The 19,443-nt window shown below is 31.2% G+C and carries 15 protein-coding genes and 1 pseudogene; 1 reads left to right on the top strand and 15 read right to left on the bottom strand.

All coding sequences use genetic code 11. The annotated features are described in order from the left end of the window. Positions 1–320: 320 nt before the first annotated feature. Positions 321–1,181 (bottom strand): PhzF family phenazine biosynthesis protein, encoded by an 861-nt coding sequence (locus tag GM661_RS07430; RefSeq protein WP_125989651.1) that lies wholly within the window; start codon positions 1,179–1,181, stop codon positions 321–323. Positions 1,182–1,346: 165 nt separating this feature from the next. Then, entirely contained in the window at positions 1,347–2,192 is an 846-nt protein-coding gene (locus GM661_RS07425) for a DUF2268 domain-containing putative Zn-dependent protease (protein WP_230869440.1), read from the bottom strand. Between the two features lie 272 nt (positions 2,193–2,464). On the opposite strand from GM661_RS07425, the gene GM661_RS07420 reads away from it, so the two are divergent. Then, positions 2,465–2,836, top strand: coding sequence for a site-specific integrase (locus GM661_RS07420; RefSeq protein WP_230869439.1), 372 nt, complete (start codon positions 2,465–2,467; stop codon positions 2,834–2,836). A 264-nt stretch (positions 2,837–3,100) separates the two neighbouring features. On the opposite strand, the gene GM661_RS07415 is transcribed toward GM661_RS07420, so the two are convergent. The 13 genes and pseudogenes from GM661_RS07415 to GM661_RS07355 all read right to left on the bottom strand — a co-directional run bounded on the left by GM661_RS07415 (position 3,101) and on the right by GM661_RS07355 (position 19,390). Next, the gene (locus GM661_RS07415; protein WP_230869438.1) at positions 3,101–3,328 is read right to left on the bottom strand and encodes an abortive infection family protein; all 228 of its coding nucleotides are present in this window, start codon (positions 3,326–3,328) and stop codon (positions 3,101–3,103) included. A 331-nt stretch (positions 3,329–3,659) separates the two neighbouring features. Then, positions 3,660–4,473, bottom strand: a pseudogene (locus GM661_RS07410) (MBL fold metallo-hydrolase). Between the two features lie 300 nt (positions 4,474–4,773). Continuing rightward, complete coding sequence (gene ltrA / locus GM661_RS07405) at positions 4,774–6,069, bottom strand: group II intron reverse transcriptase/maturase (protein ID WP_230869436.1); 1,296 nt, start codon at positions 6,067–6,069, stop codon at positions 4,774–4,776. A 579-nt stretch (positions 6,070–6,648) separates the two neighbouring features. Further along, a complete protein-coding gene (locus tag GM661_RS07400; RefSeq protein WP_230869435.1) occupies positions 6,649–7,077 on the bottom strand; it encodes a hypothetical protein in 429 nt (142 codons plus the stop codon). Positions 7,078–7,096: 19 nt separating this feature from the next. Next, positions 7,097–7,282 (bottom strand): hypothetical protein, encoded by a 186-nt coding sequence (locus GM661_RS07395; protein WP_230869434.1) that lies wholly within the window; start codon positions 7,280–7,282, stop codon positions 7,097–7,099. 193 nt (positions 7,283–7,475) lie between these two features. After that, positions 7,476–7,949 (bottom strand): GNAT family N-acetyltransferase, encoded by a 474-nt coding sequence (locus GM661_RS07390; RefSeq protein WP_230869433.1) that lies wholly within the window; start codon positions 7,947–7,949, stop codon positions 7,476–7,478. 245 nt (positions 7,950–8,194) lie between these two features. Further along, on the bottom strand, positions 8,195–9,757 hold the full coding sequence (locus GM661_RS07385; protein WP_230869432.1) for an LA2681 family HEPN domain-containing protein: 1,563 nt from the start codon (positions 9,755–9,757) through the stop codon (positions 8,195–8,197). A 174-nt stretch (positions 9,758–9,931) separates the two neighbouring features. Next, positions 9,932–12,499 carry a P-loop NTPase fold protein gene (locus tag GM661_RS07380; RefSeq protein WP_230869431.1) on the bottom strand — a complete coding sequence of 856 codons (2,568 nt, stop codon included), beginning with the start codon at positions 12,497–12,499 and terminating at the stop codon, positions 9,932–9,934. Positions 12,500–12,693: 194 nt separating this feature from the next. Beyond that, positions 12,694–13,740, bottom strand: a complete 1,047-nt coding sequence (locus tag GM661_RS07375; protein ID WP_230869430.1) for a Fic family protein — start codon at positions 13,738–13,740, stop codon at positions 12,694–12,696. Positions 13,741–14,014: 274 nt separating this feature from the next. Then, the gene (locus GM661_RS07370; RefSeq protein WP_230869429.1) at positions 14,015–15,385 is read right to left on the bottom strand and encodes a toll/interleukin-1 receptor domain-containing protein; all 1,371 of its coding nucleotides are present in this window, start codon (positions 15,383–15,385) and stop codon (positions 14,015–14,017) included. Positions 15,386–15,511: 126 nt separating this feature from the next. After that, positions 15,512–16,663, bottom strand: a complete 1,152-nt coding sequence (ltrA, locus tag GM661_RS07365; protein ID WP_230869428.1) for a group II intron reverse transcriptase/maturase — start codon at positions 16,661–16,663, stop codon at positions 15,512–15,514. 617 nt (positions 16,664–17,280) lie between these two features. Beyond that, positions 17,281–17,724 (bottom strand): GNAT family N-acetyltransferase, encoded by a 444-nt coding sequence (locus GM661_RS07360; protein WP_230869427.1) that lies wholly within the window; start codon positions 17,722–17,724, stop codon positions 17,281–17,283. A 367-nt stretch (positions 17,725–18,091) separates the two neighbouring features. After that, positions 18,092–19,390: an IS110 family RNA-guided transposase gene (locus tag GM661_RS07355; RefSeq protein ID WP_230869426.1), complete on the bottom strand. Its 1,299-nt coding sequence runs from the start codon at positions 19,388–19,390 to the stop codon at positions 18,092–18,094. Between the last annotated feature and the right edge of the window lie 53 nt (positions 19,391–19,443).

The raw sequence follows: 19,443 nt of genomic DNA, 5'->3' as shown, positions 1-19,443 counted from the left end.
ATGTTGCTTTCCAGATATCTGAAACTGTCAGCCTTTCCCAACTGTACGATTTCGAGGCTCAATCACTTTCAGGCCTATTACCTAACTGTCTACACTTAAATCAATAAATCACTTTATTGACTCCAAGACTCGCTACTGATGATTTGGCTTAATCTTATCAGGTAGGATTTCCACCTACTAAACTATATACCATTGCTCAGTCGTACCAGATAACGTCCCTGGGGTTTAAGAAGTTCATGAACCTTAGCCAGACTTGGCTTGGTAAATGAATTTGGATGGAGCAACAGCGGAATCTTAAACCCCATGTTAGCTGAAGTACTTTACGGGAAATACCTATTACTTGAAATTATCACAGCACTTCCTCCAACATAAACCTCATTAATTTTATTACCATCATATTTTAATTGAACTTTAATCTTTGAAGGTCTCTTCATACTGTATCCTTGCTCTATGGTGAAGTTACCATTAAATTTATTCCTTAAATAGTTCATCAAGTAACATGCCAGTGCACCGTTTGATGTTCCTGTTGCTGATTCTTCATCTATTCCATACCTTGGTGCAAAATTTCTCGTATGTGCTTCGCAACCATTTATGGTATCTAAACTGAAAGCATGAATTCCTACTACATTATACTTTTTGCTAATTTCTTCTATCTTTTGAATATTGGGTTTTAAACAAAATAATGTCTTTAAATCCTTAACTGGTAAAATAATATCTTTAAGTCCTGTTGATACAACTTGTATTGGCATATCACTTATATAATTCTTGACACTACTTTTAAAGCAATTCTCAATTTCATCCTTATGTATTAATTCAAAATACTCAGGTGTATTCTGTTCCATGTAAATACATCTTTCTTGAATCTTAATCTTCAATACTCCTGCCTTTGTTTCTTGTATATAATCGCCAATATTAATAATGCTTAGATCCCTCAATAAATTAAAAGTTGCAACAATAGCATGTCCACACAAATCTACTTCATCAACCGGTGTAAAAAATCTAATTCTAAAATCAGCCTTACTAGACTTCATTATAAAAGCGGTCTCAGAGTAACCTATTTTTTTTGCTATATTTAGCATTTGTTCTTCATTCAATGAATCTGCATTTAATACAACTCCAGCTGGATTGCCACCGTTAATATCTTCCGTAAATGCAGTTGCTTTATAAATCATATTTGTCATAATCTCAACCTTCTCCAATCAGCTAGTAAAGTATTTCAGCTAACGTATCCGTATTTCAGAAGTCCAGCAACCCTTAGTTAGCTCTTAACTTGGGTTGCTGGATTTGGGTGCAGTAACGAAGGAACGGAACCGAAAATATTTTGTTAGACGCAGTTTGCCGGGCTCTCAACTACTCGCACTGAACATCTTTTCCCATTTTACCCCAACAAGCTCCACTGCATTTTCACCTAATCGCTTTGAATATTCTTCTGCCTTAAGAAATCCAAATACATACCCTGACCGTTTCGGCATATTATTATTGATTTGTTTATGTGGATAACGAGAAAATAGTGGATTACTTAAATCATTATATTTAAGATTATCAACTATCTTTTCTGCTATCTCCACTTTATTTTTCACAACCCACTCAACTGTTTCTTGAGGTACGTAACAATATTCAGACGTTTTAAACCCTGGGTATAATTGTGCAGTAAATAAAGATGCTAATCCTTCTGTCGTTAATCTTTCCCCTATACAAGACTCAAAGATATTATTTTTCATTAATGATTGTCTTAGCCAATGATGACATTCGTGTGATAATAAAAATCTAATTTTACTTATATCATCTTTTACAGATTCCAAACAAATAACAGTTATTTCTTGTCCGGTATGCTCTATAGAATATATATTTGATACTCCTAAACCAACAATAATATATATATCTTTATCTATAACTACTTCACCAAATTTATTCAATATATTTTCAGCTAGCTCAATAATTTTATCCTCAAATTCTTCTGCTTTTTCTAGTTCTAAAAGTAAATTATTATAATAACATTTTCCCAATTGATCAATCTTGGACAATATTTCTTTCTTTGATGAAAAACCTTTTGGAGTAAAATGAATATCATTTAATAATTTCCAATGTACTTTAAAATATATTTTTATTATAGAATCTACCCACATACTTTCGTCATTACAAATATTATTGGCTTTAATAAAATCACGGTATATCCAATGGAATTTTAACAAACATCCTCACCAACTTTATTTTTTATTTTCTAGGCAAATTGAGTGTAACATAACCGTATTGCCGAAGTCCATCAGACCTTAGATAGCTCCTATCTTGGTCTGATGGATTTGGACGAAATGACGTCAGGAATGGAATCGGCAATATTTTGTTGAACAAAACTGCTGACACAGTGGCTTTTTCCTAGCATAACATATAATCCTCAAATAAGTCTATTTAATTTCACCACATCTTTATGTAAAATAGAATAAAAAATTTTAAGGAGATGTGGTTTATGACAGTTTTCAAAGAAAAAATGATTCAGGACATGAAGTTAAGAAATTTCAGTAGTAGAACCCAGGTTTGTTATCTCAGACATATTGAACATTTTGAGAACTTCTTTGATTCTGATGCTGATTCTCTTAATTCAGATCATATCAGAGAATTTCTTGCTCATGCCATTGATGTAAGAAATTTAAGTACAGGATATGTTAATCAGGCATATAGTGCTCTGCGCTTCTTTTTTGAGTCAACCCTTGATCAACACTGGGATATTAAGTATATTCCCAAAGTTAAAAAACAGAAAAAACTCCCTGTTATCCTCTCCAAAAAAGAAATTCAGGCTATTTTTGATAGGGTTAATAATCTTAAACACAAGGGTTATTAAAATCTTTGCTAATATAAATCACTCCCAATATTTTATTATTTAATCAAATATTCACCTAATACATGCATAAAATAACGCTTAAACAGTTAATTGTCACAAGTCGATACCAAGCATGCACGGTATTTTGCGACCAATTTCATTTAACGTAACCGTATTGCCGAAGTCCATCAGACCTAGATAGCTCCTATCTTGGTCTGATGGATTTGGACGAATGACGCCAGGAATGGAGTCGGCAATATATTGTTATCTGATGTTCGGCTGCTTTTAATTTTTCTTATTCCTATTCTCCCAACTACTATAAAGAAATTCAGAAGTCGTTTTGGAACTATTTACTGCTAACATAGCATGCCTATATTCTGGTTTATAATATCCCTTTTTTAATTTGCCATGGGCATCACTTAATTCATTTCGTAAACTTGAAATTCCATTAATAATAGAGAAAAATCCAGAACTAATTTGTTTTAAAGAATCATTATTATAAATCTGCTTCATCAACAGCATCAGCCTATCCCAATTTGCGTTCGATTTCGAGGCTCAATCCCTTCAACTTACTGCTTACCGCCTACTATCTAACTGTTTACCCTTAACATCTATGGTTACCCAAAAGATGTCCAAAACTCGCTATGAGTGGTTTGCTAAACCTTTCTCAGTGGGAGTCCCACCCACTATATGATATGCTCTTTGCTTGGCGCACTGACGAAGGAACGGAACCGACAATATATTGTTAGGCGATGAAATCAATGGCAACAGCCAATAACAACTTCTTATTATATTGATAAAATGAAGTCCACCTAAATGTATTATCTCATTATAATCATATTGCTCATAATCTTTCCAGCATCTCATAACTCAGTGTACGAAATACCTGACAAAAATTATGAAATCCATCCTGCCCTATAATATAAATATTGGGCATATAGTCCATTCTTGCTTTTGAATACATGATTCGTTCCAAGCCGTTATCCATAGCTATATGATTGCTTAAAGCCACATCTACTTTTTTACACATTGCTTCATTGATAAAGTAATCTAATGACTTGACATATTGTTTCACTTCATCCTTTGTCCACGGTGGTGTTGTACCTCCCCATAATGCAGCCATATGTATTTCTCCATCTTCTTTAACAGGAAATATGTAACTTAATCCTCCCGGAGTATGACCCGGCGTGTCATAAACATATATTGTTTTATCACCTAATGTTATGGTATCACCATCATAAATATAAGTATCAATATTATAATCTTTCCACGTTTCCGGTCTATCAGGTTTTGTTGGGTTTTCTCTCCAAAAATTGTCATCTACTTTAGAAAGATATGTATTAACATGATATTTTTCAACAAACCATCTCCCACATCCTGTATGGTCAACATGTCCATGTGTTAGAACCAGTTTTTTTATTGTATCAGGATTCCACCCTACATTTTTAATTGCATCTACAATTGCCCCAAAAGCTTCTTTTGCCGGCCAAATAGCATCTATTACTATGAGCCCTTCACTTGTCTTTAGTATAAAACAATTCGTTTGTTTTTGTGCAACAATTAACAAGTCGTCAAAAATCTTAGCATGGATAAAGAATGACATATCCTCCATTTCTTTGATTGTTTCTAGTAATAACAGGCTTATTTAATCTATTCATTTAATATACACTCCTCTGTACAATATTAATTTTATAGTTGTACAAAGGATAAACAATTCTTGGGATGCATGCGCAAAAATATCTTCATGACTTCACCTTCTTCTCTACAAATTTATCATTTCATTTTTCTATATTACCATAATCATTATTTAAAAGAAACTAATTGATTCTTTCGCCTAACGTACCAGGGGTTTAAGAAGTTCCCGAATCTTAGGGGTCGAGTAAGCGGGGCTTTACAACCCCAACTCCTCACAGAACCGTACGTGCCCTATTTAGGCATACGGCTCTTCACTCGATTATTCACCTAACATAACTAGCACCAGCACCTAATCTATATAAATTTACTTTTATTCTTGGCTTGACAATAGGATATTTCTCCAAGAATATTTCGAACTTCTCCCAGTCAAAGCTTTTCTTTTGACTGCGTCTGTTTAACCATTTATAAACTAGCTTTTGAACCTCATCATACAGGCTATCAATACTTTTGCTGTTATCTGATACTGCATAATAGTTGTATGTTCCTGTTAGTTTTCTGTTTAACTTCCTCATTAGTTCTTTTACTGGAAGAGTTCTATTATATTTTAGCCAGGATTTACATCTCATTATACTACGATGATGTCGCTTATTACTTGTCTTTCTCTTTAGTCGTTTGATTCCATCCTTACATTTACCCATATAATGGGTAAATCCAAGAAAATCAAATGTGTCATTGTCATCATCAGCAGATACATTTACTATCTTAGTTTTCTCTTCTGATAACTCTAAACCGAATTTGGATATTCTTTCTTTCATTGCTTTATAGAAGTATTTTACATCTTCTTTATACTGTAGGCAAAATATTATATCATCTGCGTATCTCACCATGTAAGCTTTACCCTTTAACTCTTTACGCATTGTTTTATTAAACCATAGGTCAACAACATGATGTAGATATAAATTCGCCATAATTGGAGAACAGACTCCACCTTGCGGTGTTCCTTGTGGAGTGTTATATTTTATTCCTGCCTCCATGACTCCAGCCCGAAGAAGTCTCGATATGAGTCGTTGTATATTAGGATCTTTAATTCGATGGTCAATGAATTTCATCATCCACCCGTGGTCTACATTATCAAAGAATCCTTTAATATCTGTATCAACTACATAGTTAATATCATCTCTGTTAACTATTCTTCCTAATATTCTCAAGGCATCATGACAGTTTCTTCCTGGACGAAAACCAAATGAACATTCAAGAAAGTCTTCTTCATATATCGCATTTAGAATCTTTGATAGTGCCTTTTGAACTAGTTTGTCTTCGTATGCTGGAATCCCTAGCGGTCTCTTCTTCCCATTTTCTTTTGGAATATATACCCTTTTCGCAGGTAATGGCCTATATGCCCATCTTTTCATTCTAGCTATTAAGCTCTTAACATTCCCTGGAAGATTCTTTCCATACTCCGCTTTTGTTACTTCATCTACTCCAGCTGCTTTGTTTCCAGCTAGTTCATGATGACATTTGACTATCAATTCATAATTAATTAGATGTATTAGTGATGTAAATCTTTCATTAGGTCTATTTCTAGCTACTTCAGCTATTCTTGCAAGTTTCGTTTCCACATTTTCACCTATCTCTGTGTATAGAATGTGTTTCCCTTTTAAGATTAATCTTGTGTAATCGCCTTCCCATCCACAGGCATTACTCTGCTTCCTCGGTACTATGCGATTATCCGACTCCCTGTAATATTAGATGTCCTTACTTTGTTATCGCTTGGTTACATCCTATCTCTCTGCGTAGAAATTACAGGGCCTCCCAAGTTAACAATATCATATCTATGTATAGCATGCGGAGGTCTCCGACCCCGGGGTATTATTGTATTCTCGCTTATCGAATACAATAATGTTGCCTTCTGCTCAGTCGACAGCATCGGCCTTTCCCAATCTCCAAGATTTCGAGGCTCAATCCCTTCAGCTAAATGCTTACCGCCTACTACCTAACTGTTTACGCTTAACATCTATGGTTACCCAATAAATGTCCAAAACTCGCTATGAGTGGTTTGCTAAACCTTCCTCAGTAGGAATCCCACCTACTATATGATATGCTCTTTTCTTGGCGCACCGACTGCCCTTAGGTTTATGAATTTGGATGCAGCGTAGTAGAATCTTAAATACCATGTTATGTGTAGTGTGGCCATACACCTACGTTATTAACTTTTTTAATATTATTTTTGTTTCTTCTGGGTTTTCTACCATAGGAAAATGACAAGAATCACTTATAATATTTATATTTTGCCTAGATATAAGATCATCTGGTAAATCCAACTCAGATATTATTTTGTTTTTATTATTTATTCCTCTATTTCCATATATTAAGTTTACCTTACAATTTATATCTTTGAGGGATGATATCATATTTAAATCTCTTAACTTATTTTTCAAGACTTCTGAGTAATTATTCTTCTCATTATTTAACATATTTAATATTTTGCCTTTAATTTCATCTGATGTATTGTCCATTACAATATTTCTAAAGAATGGTGAAGGAGTATTTAAATACGATTCAAGCAAAATTATATTTTTAATTTCACTTCTCTTCCGGGCAACATTTAATGCAACCAATCCTCCCATACTATGGCCAACTATATATTCAATATCTTCTTTTGATAGATATGCGTTTTATAATCCATTCTGTAAAATCTTCAATCTTATCATATCTTTTTGTTTCTGTAGGCCAATCTATAATCTTACCACTAAAATCATTATATATTTCTCTTTCTAATGGTTCCCAAATATAGCTGGTACAAGCGTATCCTGGTAAAAATAATCCTATCATTATCAGCTCTCTCCTTTCCTGCCAACAAAATTTGCTATCTGGCCACATTTCACATAACGTCCCGCAGGTTTACGAAGTTCCAGTGCCTTACATAGCTCTTATGTTAGGCACTGGAATTTGGGTGGAACGATAGTGGAACCGTAAACCTTGCTGTTATATGATGTCGAAACTCTCCTGTGAGTTATCTAGTCTATTATTTTAAACTCATGTAGAAAACAGTTGTTTCTTCCCCATATTCATCAACTGTATTTTCTAAAAATGTCCATCCTCTTTTTTGGTAATACTCTGCTGTATGCTCTGTTCTTAAATAAATTTTAGTATAACCCATCTCTTTACACTTCTTAAATACAGTATTAATTAATGCTTCAGCAATTTTATTTCCCCTAAAATTTTCATCAACATATAATCCAGCAAGCCATGGTGTTAGATCTTCTCTTGTACCTAAGTCATTATCAAAAATAGAAATAACTCCAGCACACATTCCATTAACAATAGCAATAAATGAAATAGGAAATTCATCTATATTTCTATTTTTAAACCTTTCTATGACGAATTCTAGAGACTTTTCTCCTTTTTCTTCAACAAATTCTTTGTATATCCAATTCGATACTTTTTCTACACTATCTGGATGATATACTATATTATCAATTTTCATGTTTACCACCACAATAATAACCCCCTCTTTTGTTTGTAAGTTTTTGAGTTTCGATTTCATATAACGTCCCTGGCATTTACGACGTTGTCCATCCCGGACTTAGCCAACCACATAAATAAACCTAGGGTTGGCAGGGTTTTTGCATATCCTACATATAATGCCTAATTGCAAAAATCATGACAAAGGCAATGTCCGTAAGGTAGGCTGGTTTTTAGCCGTAACGTAAATGCACATGTTCTACGAAGTGCGTCATTTTTTTAATAATTTTCACCAAAGATATCTTTTTGCGACCACATAGATAAATTTCCAACTTGATCTTTAGACATTACTTCTTTACTCTCCCATTCTAAAGAAAGACTAAGGTATATAATTGCACTTTTTATTATATAAAATAGTAACTCAAGATTATCATTAAGCTCACATGGTGAAATATGGTAAGAATCGTATCTTTTGTCATGTCCAGTTTCTATATCCATCTCTTTTATATCTATAAACTCATGAACCATTTTATTTCTAAGATTTTTTAAACTAGAGTATATATTTCCATCTTGAAAATCTCTAGAAAGACTATGTAAAGCTAATAATTGACGATTCCCAGTATTTTGTATAATTTTTTTGAAATTACTTTTTGTTAATGAACTAAAATAAGTATCTTCATTTTTTTCTATTTTAAAATAAACAAAGATGAAATTAGCTATCTTATCTAGGACATTATACAACTTAACAGATGCAGTTTTTAACACACCGTAGTTAATAGAATTATGATTGTAATCTAATGTAGAAATATACTTTGTAATTTGGTTATATTTATCCTCTATATGATTAACCATATAATATAAATATCTTACTGATACAAAATCCTCAATAATTTGGTTAAATAATTTTATAGAATATCCTATCCGTTCACCATATACGTGGTTATCATTTTTTCTGTCTTCCTTCAAATTTGATATTAATGGTGGAAATATATCATCCTTAAAACTACAATCCTTACAAATATTTAATCCAAAATGATAATTTAAAAATAAATTCTTCTTAAATATGAAATTTTTATACTTATCTTTGACTTGTTTCGTATTATTTCGTTTTAAATTATTGCATTTAATAATATTATTTAAATGATTAAGTCTAGACTCAAAAATAGAAACCGCTGTTGTATTACCTTGATTTTCTATCCTATTATCATCAAGTGCTCTTTCAAATAAATCTCTAGATAAAAACAACATTTCTGTTTGTTTCTTTCTTTCTGGCAATAAATTATAATAATAATAGATTGCTTCTGCCTTATTACCCAATGCCATCCCAAAGTTAGGATCAACAGCTAGTACTTTATCATAATAAAATATAGCCTCAGAGTTTCTTCCATAATAATCTAAAATATTTCCTATATTAGTATTAGCTCTTGAGTAACTATCATCAAATGATTTTTGAACTTTGTTAAAAATACTCATAGCTTCAACTAATTCATCTTCTTCCAATAAATTTTCAATATTTTTATTTGGATATTTTATATCACCTTTAGTAAGAATTAGATTTCCAATATCATAATTTAGTTTATTTTTACGATGATCATCAAATGAATCAATAGTTCTTTTTATTCTCTTAATTGCATAGTTTAATATTTTTTCACTTTTTGTATCTATACCAATATTTGCTATAAAACCATTTACATTTAACTTATAAAAAGGGTCATCTTTATATTCTTTATCTAGCTCTCCAATAGCTCTAAAAATGTCTTCTTCCTCAAGATTTTCTTTTTTTACTTCATCATTAATATAGTTAAACGATTTTAACACTTCATCATTTATATAAGAATTCATAACTCTATCACCTCTTGATTTAGCATTTCGTAGAACGTCCCGCAGGTTTACGAAGTTTCTGAATCTTAGCCAGACTTGGCTTAGTTTCAGAAATTTGGGTGAAGCATAGCGGAACCGTAAACCTTGCTGTTAAGTGAAGTTGGTCACTCACACAAGTTATTATTATCTGTAAAATTATAATTCTATATTTACTAATTCATCAGTAATTATCCCTTCTTCGCCCCATTCATTTGTATTTCCTTCTTTATAATTTTTATATACATCAAGTATAAATTTTTGGTCACTTGTTCGTGGTTCAACATTTTTTAGTACCTCATTAATTTCATTTTCACTTGTAAGAAGATTTAGATTCTCCTTCTTAATTGTATATTTATATTTCTGCCCATATGATAATGTAATAATATCATAAATTAATCTAAATATGTTATCTTCATTAATTATATTCTTAATATATGCTTTGAATGTAGTAGGATCATCTTCATAAAGCTTACAAAGACTACGTACATTATCTCTGTTATAATATAAATCATCATATATATCTATACAATTATTGATTATATCATCACCCATATTTTTGTATAATTCTTTCATCTTTTCTTTTCTTCCCTTTTTATTTTTTCTTTCCCTATCATGTTTAAACCAATACAATATCTGATATATTACATCCATCTTTCCATATTCTCCATCTATTGTGTTTATAAATTCATTATATTGTTTATCAGTTATATTTTGAAGTAACTCCCATATTATAACAGCAACCCTTGATTGTGCATTAAGAGCAAAAAATGCATTCGTATCATCTATGTCGTAAAATTTTTCAAATAATATTTTAGCTAAATTAAAACAAGCACTACAATTTAAATCTTCTATATAAAATTGCATTCGCTCAAATACTTCTTTATGATAAGAAGGATGTGCTGATTCTAAGAAATCATTAAATAATTCTAAACAATTATTATAACTTTTTATTTTATTTAAATTTCCAACGAAATCCTCAACAAGTTCTCCTATTAAAATAAATTGATTAATTGTATTAGTAAAATATAAATCAAAATATTTAGCACTACATATTCTTCGTTTTTTTGTGATTTCAGAATATAAACCATCAGAATAATATATACCATCATATTCTAAAGCTTGTCCTTTTTTGTACCTATCTACATAAGGGAAAATCTCTGCCAAAATATCTATATAACTAGAATTATTCTCATGGGAAAGAAGTTCATCTAAATAATTTTTAGCGTTATCATTAAACTGTTCTTTATTAAAAGACAAGGAATAGGTTTCTCCATCTTGGATTTTATCATGAGAGATAAAATATACTCTATTTTGATATATTTGTTGGTATAAAGGCAAATTATATAAACGTATGTATTCGATAATCATTAAGTCTCTTTTATTTAAGTAACTTGGCTCATTAAATACTACACTAACAACAGAATTTATAAATCTCTTAAAATCTCTAACATCTTTATTTTGTCTACTCATACACTCAATTATTGAATTATAATAGTTGAGATTTTGTTCACTTTCACCATACTTAATAAGCAAATTATCTAAACATTTTTTAAATACCCTCTTTAATACACTTTTATTTACTTTTGGTACACGTATTTGCATTTGAATTACTTTTTTTAAATATTGATAATCTATATTTAAATTATTAAAAATCTTGTTTATTTGGGAATTATCAAAAGAAAGTATATATGTCACCCTTTCAAAGTCTAATACATTACCAACTAGTTTAAAAAGCAAGACAACATTTTCATTCTCAGCTCTATCTATATTATCAATAAAGAAAACGACTTTTTTTCCACACAATTTAAGATAATCGTTTATTTTATTTTTAAGAATATTTATATCAGTTGAATAATTAAATAAACTTCTGAAAATACGTCCATTTTTTGGGATACCAAAGATATTTTTTGATATTTCTTCAGCAATGTTTTTGGTTGCTAAAGTACTATATTTTAATCCTGATTTTCTAATAATAATATCAAACATATTATAAAACAGACTTTTCTGATCATGATATGACCATGGGTCAAATTCATCTATCATTATAATATTTCGATTTTCTTTTTCCAGTTTTCTTTTGACATTATTAATTATAGTTGTTTTCCCGCTACCCCATTCGCCTTCTAAACTAATTACAAATTTTCCATTTGGATTAGACCGTAAAATAGCACTATATAACTGATTAATTATATTATCTCTTTCTAATAAATCATAATCAACTTCTTTTTCATTTACTAATATTGATTCATCTTCTTTTCTTTCAAAATCTCCAGTGAAAATTTCTTTCAGATCAAGAATATTAGTTTGATAATTCTCTGCTTCTTCTATATTTATTTTTAAGCGAAGAGCCCTAATAATCATTATAATAATAAAAAAACATATTACACTTATAAGAATAATCATTTTATACATACTTAAATTATTATATAAAGCAATAATAACTCCATATATTAAACTTGATATCATTAAAGTAAAAGAAAGAACATCCAAAATGTTTATTGAAGCCATTTTAAAAGTGTCATAAAATTTCAATTCCAATCCTATTATAACTAAAATCAGAACGGACGCACCAAAAATAATAGGTCCTACATTTTGAAATATCAAATATTTTGATGGTAAGTTTAATATATCAACTATTATTAAGAAAGTAGAGATAGTTACTGAATATTTGAGTAATTTCAAAAAAGAATTGTTTTTAGTAAGATTTTTTAAATATAATTTCATAAATATACCTCCATTATTACTATAAATAAATGTTTATAATATATCATCAAAAGACCAATTTCACTTAACGTAACCGTATTGCCGAAGTTCAGCAACCTTAGTTAGCTCTTAACTTAGGTTGCTGAATTTGGTTGGATGAAATGACGTTAGGAATGAAATCGGCAATATCTTGTTACACGAAGTACCGGACGTCTTCACTTTAATCTTTTCCATTTTGCATTTCTTCCTTTTCCCAGAACTTCAATTATTCCCTCTTCTTTTAATTTGCTAAAAACCCTATTAATTGTAGATTCTGAAACATCAGGACATGCATTTCTTATATCTTCTTTTGTAAAGGTTCCTAATACACTCTTTATTGCTTGTTCTACCCTATCGCTCTTGTTTCCACTTCTACTCTTTATTAATCCTACTCTTTGTTCAAATTCTTTATAAGCTGCTAATAAAGTTCCTAAAAAGTAGTCTAACCATATAAACAGGTTATGATTGCCTTTATGCCAGCCTATTGATGATTGATTAAGCGTTTCATAATAACTAGCTTTACTTTCCTCTATTATTTTCTCTAAACTAATATATCTTCCAACTATATAATTGTACTTATATAGTAATAATAATGTCAGTAGTCTTGAAATTCTACCATTCCCATCATTAAATGGATGAATACATAAAAAGTCTAAAATAAATGTTCCTATCAAAATCAATGGTTCTATTTTTTCTTCCTTCATTTCATTATTTAAGTAGTCACATAATCCCATCATATAATTAGGTGTATCAGAAGCAGATACTGGTCTGAATCTTACAAATTTTTCCCCAGTGGGTAAAATCTCGCCAATTATATTATCTTGATTTTTCCATTTGCCACCTTCAGCTGAAATATACCTATAAAGGTCTCTATGTAATTGTAATATAATATTTGAATTAATTGGAATAGCATCAAAAGAAGTATGTATTGTATTTAATACATCTCTATAACCAGCAATTTCTCCTTCAGAACGGTCTTGAAGCCTAGTATCATCTTTCATAATAGCTCTTAGACGCTTATCTGTAACAACTATTCCCTCAATACTGTTTGATGCTTTCGTACTTTGTATAATTGCTACATCTTTTAATCTTTCTAATGCTTGTGGTGCTTGATTTATATATAAATCTTGTTTTCCTTTATATTCATTTATTTTACCTATTAACCTAACAATATTCATTGGTATATTCTCATTAACAAGTTTTTTATCTTTAAACGACATCATAAACATAGTCACCCTTTCTTTATTATGTTCACTATAATCTTTATGACTATATTTATTATACCACAATATTATTCAATTTACTATAAATATGTTCATTTAAGCTTAAATATGAGTATTATAAATTATTTTTAGCTACACAGGTATTTCGTGTAACGTTTATGTATTGCCGAAGTCCATCAACCCTTAGTTAGCTCCTAACTTGGGTTGATGGATTTGGGTGAAACGACGCCAGGAGTGTAACTGGCAATACTGTGTTATCCGAAGTCATAAGGTCTTACCTATCAATAACTTCTACTTCTATATTTATAGACTTGTCCCAATTATACCCTGAAGGAATAATTGAAATTTGAGTATTTCCAATTTTACATGCCAGAAAATACTCTTCTTCATATGTTAAAGCTCCTCCAGCTCTATATAAAATTCTTTCAGTTACACCCGTATTTTCACGAATTAGGTATAATTTTTGTCCTCTATATAAAGTAACATTAGTATCCTGAATAAGTACATTTTCTTCTTTGTCTATTGAGTATGCTATTCTTTTATCATCAAGTGAATATGGAATATGAGGTTCGGTTATTAATTGTGTTCCCAATATATACGTCCCATTCCATTCAAAAAGAATAGCTTGTTTACCTTTCTTTTCAATAAGTTGATTATTTAATATTCTCAACTGTCCTTGAAAAATATTATTCCTTTGCAATAATATTTTGAACTCATTCTCTTTATACCCAATAACAGTATAACTTAGAAATCCACCACTACCTGCCTTAGTAGTAATTATTAGAACATCGTTATTATTATCAAGCATTTTATTGGTATAACTATTAATTGCTGTAAAAGGCTCTATATCTTTATCAAAAACTTTTTTCCATTTCTTCTTCTCTATATCATAGGTTAATAAAGCTACATATAATCCATTATTATTATTTTTTTTATATCTTCCTTTAATAAAAAGATCATCATTTTCATTACTTTTAATATTTGCATACAAAGTTTCCTGAATATGTAAATCATCTGGAAGCAAAGTAATATAATCATATGGTGAAATATTATTTCTCGACATTTTTCTGCTTTTCATATTATTATTAGATTTCTTTTCAAATGACTTAGAAATTAGTTTTTTATCATCAGCTGTACTAATGTCTTTTAATTTAATCTTAATGCTTCTTGCAAGTTTTTCAAATTGTTTATTTACTTCTTTTGTATTGAAATTATCAAATCTATAAGCTCTCCAGTCTTCATATTGCCTTGAAGATATTACTTTAACTAACTCATCATTTGTTCTTCCTTTATTTTCGAGTTCTTCTGTTTCAATAAAATATATAGGAAAAATTAAATTTCTTTTTCTTAGTCTTTTTTCTCTATTTATAAATAATTCTAACTCCTCTCTACAAGGACTACTTTTAAAATAACTTGGAGTTATTATAGGAAATAAAAATGTAACTTCATTTAATGAATCTTCAATTTGTTTTTTCCAATTATCGCCCCAATTAAGACTTTTTCTGTCCTGAAATATTATAAATTCCTCTCCAGTCTGTGCTCTTACTTCTCCACTTAGTTGCTCAGCGAACTTTGTTAACTTTCCTTTATTATGGTCATCATCAAAATGTGTATAGCTTAAAAATCCCATAGGGTCTAATTGCATTCAAAAAACCTCCCAATTATTATGATTTGTCGAGTAGAAGGCACCTCACGATGCCGAACCCTCACAGATCCGGACGGGCCCAATTCGGGCATCCGGCTCCTCACTCCATCTCACATAAAATCAAAACTATCCATATATATTTACACATATTCTTGCTTTTGGTATGTGTTTATCAATTATATATTTCTTAAATTTCTCCCATATAAAGCTTTTCCTCTGACTTCTTCTATTCAACCATTTAAATAGTATTCTGATAATTGCCTGTCTAAAATTATCTATAGACTTACTATTATCTGTTATTCCATAATATTGATAATGTCCCCTCAACTTGGATTTAACCTTATCTACTATTTCGTTGGTCGTCAACATATTCCTCCTTAGCTTTATCCATCTTGTGAATTCTACTATCTTGGATTTATCTTCTGCCAGTGCTAAACCGAATTTTGCTAGTCTTTTCTTTAGTACATGAAAGAATATCTCTGCTGCTCTTTTGTATTGAAAGCAGCATACATAATCGTCAGCGTATCGCACTATCTCAGCTTCACCGTTGATACGATAATGTTTGCCAATTATCCCCATAAACCATAGGTCTAGTACATAATGAAGATATATATTTGCCAGTAATGGAGATATTATTGCTCCCTGAGGTGTTCCCTGCTCAGTTGCTGTGAGTTCCCCATCTTCTATTATTCCAGCTTTGAGAAACCTTACTATCAGCCTTTTTATATTCGGATCTGCTATATTTACTCCTATAAATTTCATTAACCATTCATGATTTACATTGTCAAAGAATCCCTTTATATCTGCATCTACCACATAGCTGATTTTCTGCTTTTCTATTACTATGTTTAGCTTCTTTAAGGCGTCATGACAACTTAGTCCTGGTCGAAATCCATATGATATGTCCAGAAATATGGCTTCATATATCGGCTCCAGTATCTTCTTTAATCCCAGCTGCACTAGCTTGTCTTCATATGCTGGTATCCCTAGAGGTCTTACTTTTCCTTTTCCTTTACCTTTGGGTATATATATCCTTCTTACTGGCTGGGGTCTATATGAGTGTGTTTTTAATTTTTCCACAAGAGCACTTATATTCTCTTTTAAGTTCTCCTCATATTCTGCTTTAGTTACTTCATCTACACCTGTTGCCTTACCAGCTTCCAATTCTTGATGACATAACAGCAGTAATTCCTCATTCAGTAAGTGATACAGTGAAGTGAATACTGTCTTTGGATTTTGTTTTGCTTTTATTGCTATCTTTGCTAATTTTGTTGACATTATTTATCCACCCCTGTGTGTGGTTAATGTGTCCTTAACAAATACGATTTCGTGCAGTTTTCCTTTTCTCCACCGGCATTACCCGGCTTCATCAATACTATGAAAACTGTCCGACTCCCTGCAACCTTCAGCATTCTTCCTTTTTATCAGTTGTTTGCTATACTTCTTTTCAGAAGAATTGCAGGGTCTCCTGAGTTATCATATAGTCATTGTATAACATGCCTGGCTCTTAGACCCCGGGGAGGTTTTAAGAAACTAGCCATTAATGTCTCATAAAATGTTGCTTTCCAGATATCTGAAACTGTCAGCCTTTCCCAACTGTACGATTTCGAGGCTCAATCACTTTCAGGCCTATTACCTAACTGTCTACACTTAAATCAATAAATCACTTTATTGACTCCAAGACTCGCTACTGATGATTTGGCTTAATCTTATCAGGTAGGATTTCCACCTACTAAACTATATACCATTGCTCAGTCGTACCGGATAACGTACCAGGGATTTAAGAAGTTCATGAACCCTAGCGCGACGCGCTTGGTGAATGAATTTGGATGGAACGATAGTGGAATCTTAAATCACATGTTATACGCTGTACCAGACTGCTTACGTAATCAACTTTAAGAAAGTCTTTTTAATTTATATGCTCTTGGTTTAAAACCAAATTCATTATAGAAGTCCAAGGCATTTTCATTGCCAACTGCAACAAATATAAAAATGTCATCTATTCCATTTTCATCTAACCACTTTAAAGATAATTCCATCAATTTTTTCCCTATTCCATTACCTCTATAGTTTTCTTCTACATAAATTGAATCAACTTCACCCACATTGTCAGGACTTATAGAAGTTATTGAATAACAAATTATTTTATTTTCATCATTATATCCTGCCATGATTTTTAATTTATTATCTTTTATCTTATTAATGCGCTTTTCAAAATTATTTTGTTTAAACTCTTCTCTGAATTCTGAACATTGTATATGATGCTCATTTAATTTTTGCCATAATGGTTTTACTAAATCAATTTCATTCATAGATAATTCTTTAAATGTTATTTCCACTATATCACTTCTTTCTTTTTTTATGTCTGGTATTGCGTATAACGTACCAGGGATTTAAGAAGTTCGTGAATCTTAGGGCGACGCCCTTGATGAACGAATTTGGATGAAACGTAGTGGAATCTTAAATCCCATGTTATACGCTGTAGTGGCGCCCCCGTAATTAACCAATAATTTATTGACAAAACAATGAATAATGGTATATACTATGATATATACTAATACTATTAATTTAAGTCCAGCTAAGAAAAGTCAATAGCTAAATTGAAAAAAATTAAAAAAGTTTTTTCAGAAAAATAGGTAACTTTAAATAGAACTTGATCAATTAGTGAAAAAGTTAAAAAATGTAAAACTATATTTCTGAGTATTTTTATGCAGCTTGTAGTTTAAACTTGGTATATTTCAGACAATGCTCTTCTGGAGTTCTAATCTCAAAAGGTTTGTTATCTCTCAATATTGCAAATATGATGTTGCAAACTTTATGCATAACAGCTCCCAGAGCAACCATTTTGGGTTTAGATTGACATTTCTTGAGATAATAACTTCTTAAAACAGGATTAGTATCTCTGCCTTTACGGTCTCTAGATATTGATTGTAATGCCATTGTGAATATAGTTCTACGTGCTAGCCTAGATCCTCTTTTAGAGATCTTGACATTCGTACCATTAAAGTTACCAGATTGCTTTACTTCTGGATCTAGACCAAAGTAGGCATACAACTGCTTAGGTTTCTGGAAGGCTGAGAAGTCACCAATCTCACACATAAGAGTGACTGCACTCAGGAAGCCAGCAACTTTAAATGATTCTATAAGATGAATTTGTTTTACAAAGGGTTCATCTTCATGGGTGTCTACAAACTGGTGCATCTGTTCCAGCAAATGGTTGATTTCAGCATCATACTTTTGTATGAAGCCAATATAGTGTTGAATAAGATAAAAGTTACTGTCTACAGCATGACCGAATACAGAGGCTTCTCTAGCAGCCTTAGTTAATTTTTCATACTTCTTAGTAGCAGTACTAATACCTTTTCTAGAAATCTTTGCAATAGAAGCAATTAGCTTTTCTTTGTTGGCAGACAAGATGTTTTGTGGTGTAGTATATTCCTGCAAGATCATCAGAGAAGTTTTTCCAGTAACTTTTGAGAAGATTCCAAGAAACTGTGGAAAAGCTTGTCTTAGTTGTCCTAGAAGTTTATTGACATAAGCGGAACGACTATCCACAAGATTAAAGTATTCACGGGTAAGGTTTCTTAGATTAAGAACCAGGTCTGTTGGAATCAATGAAACCTTGAGATTAGGATTTAATCCTAAAAGAGCCGCCTTTTTTGAATCAAACTTATCATTATGCACTTTCCTAATGTTCAAATTTCTGCTAGAATTAGAGATGAGCGGGTTGATGACAAAAACATCAAATCCAGCTTCTTTGAGGTAGCAGAAGAGTGGGAAGTGATAGATCCCAGTGGATTCAAGAAAGATGCGTGCTTTCAATGAATTCAACTCTTCTGCTTTTTTTATTCTTGAAACAGCAGAAGAAAGAGAATCTAATCTATTGTGAATAATTTTAAACGGTTTTCCTAATAACTGTTGGTTAGGCAAAGCTATAGACATCATGCTGAAGTCAGCACCAACATCAATACCAACAGATAAATAAGGATTAAATTTATAAGACATTTAATATGCTCCTTTCGAATAGGCATCCATTTCCAGACAATAGTTACACAGCC

The sequence above is a fragment of the Iocasia fonsfrigidae genome (assembly GCF_017751145.1).
GTDB lineage: Bacteria > Bacillota > Halanaerobiia > Halanaerobiales > DTU029 > Iocasia > Iocasia fonsfrigidae.
This window is presented reverse-complemented; position numbering and strand designations above follow the sequence as displayed.

Bases quoted from the DNA above. Each gene is read 5' to 3' on its own strand.
- GM661_RS07415 (WP_230869438.1), bottom strand. From the start codon at position 3,328: ATGAAGCAGATTTATAATAATGATTCTTTAAAACAAATTAGTTCTGGA.
- GM661_RS07355 (WP_230869426.1), bottom strand. From the start codon at position 19,390: ATGTCTTATAAATTTAATCCTTATTTATCTGTTGGTATTGATGTTGGT.
- GM661_RS07395 (WP_230869434.1), bottom strand. From the start codon at position 7,282: ATGATAGGATTATTTTTACCAGGATACGCTTGTACCAGCTATATTTGG.
- GM661_RS07370 (WP_230869429.1), bottom strand. From the start codon at position 15,385: ATGCAATTAGACCCTATGGGATTTTTAAGCTATACACATTTTGATGAT.
- GM661_RS07430 (WP_125989651.1), bottom strand. From the start codon at position 1,181: ATGACAAATATGATTTATAAAGCAACTGCATTTACGGAAGATATTAAC.
- GM661_RS07420 (WP_230869439.1), top strand. From the start codon at position 2,465: ATGACAGTTTTCAAAGAAAAAATGATTCAGGACATGAAGTTAAGAAAT.
- GM661_RS07385 (WP_230869432.1), bottom strand. From the start codon at position 9,757: ATGAATTCTTATATAAATGATGAAGTGTTAAAATCGTTTAACTATATT.
- ltrA (WP_230869428.1), bottom strand. From the start codon at position 16,663: ATGTCAACAAAATTAGCAAAGATAGCAATAAAAGCAAAACAAAATCCA.
- GM661_RS07375 (WP_230869430.1), bottom strand. From the start codon at position 13,740: ATGATGTCGTTTAAAGATAAAAAACTTGTTAATGAGAATATACCAATG.
- GM661_RS07400 (WP_230869435.1), bottom strand. From the start codon at position 7,077: ATGGGAGGATTGGTTGCATTAAATGTTGCCCGGAAGAGAAGTGAAATT.
- GM661_RS07380 (WP_230869431.1), bottom strand. From the start codon at position 12,499: ATGAAATTATATTTAAAAAATCTTACTAAAAACAATTCTTTTTTGAAA.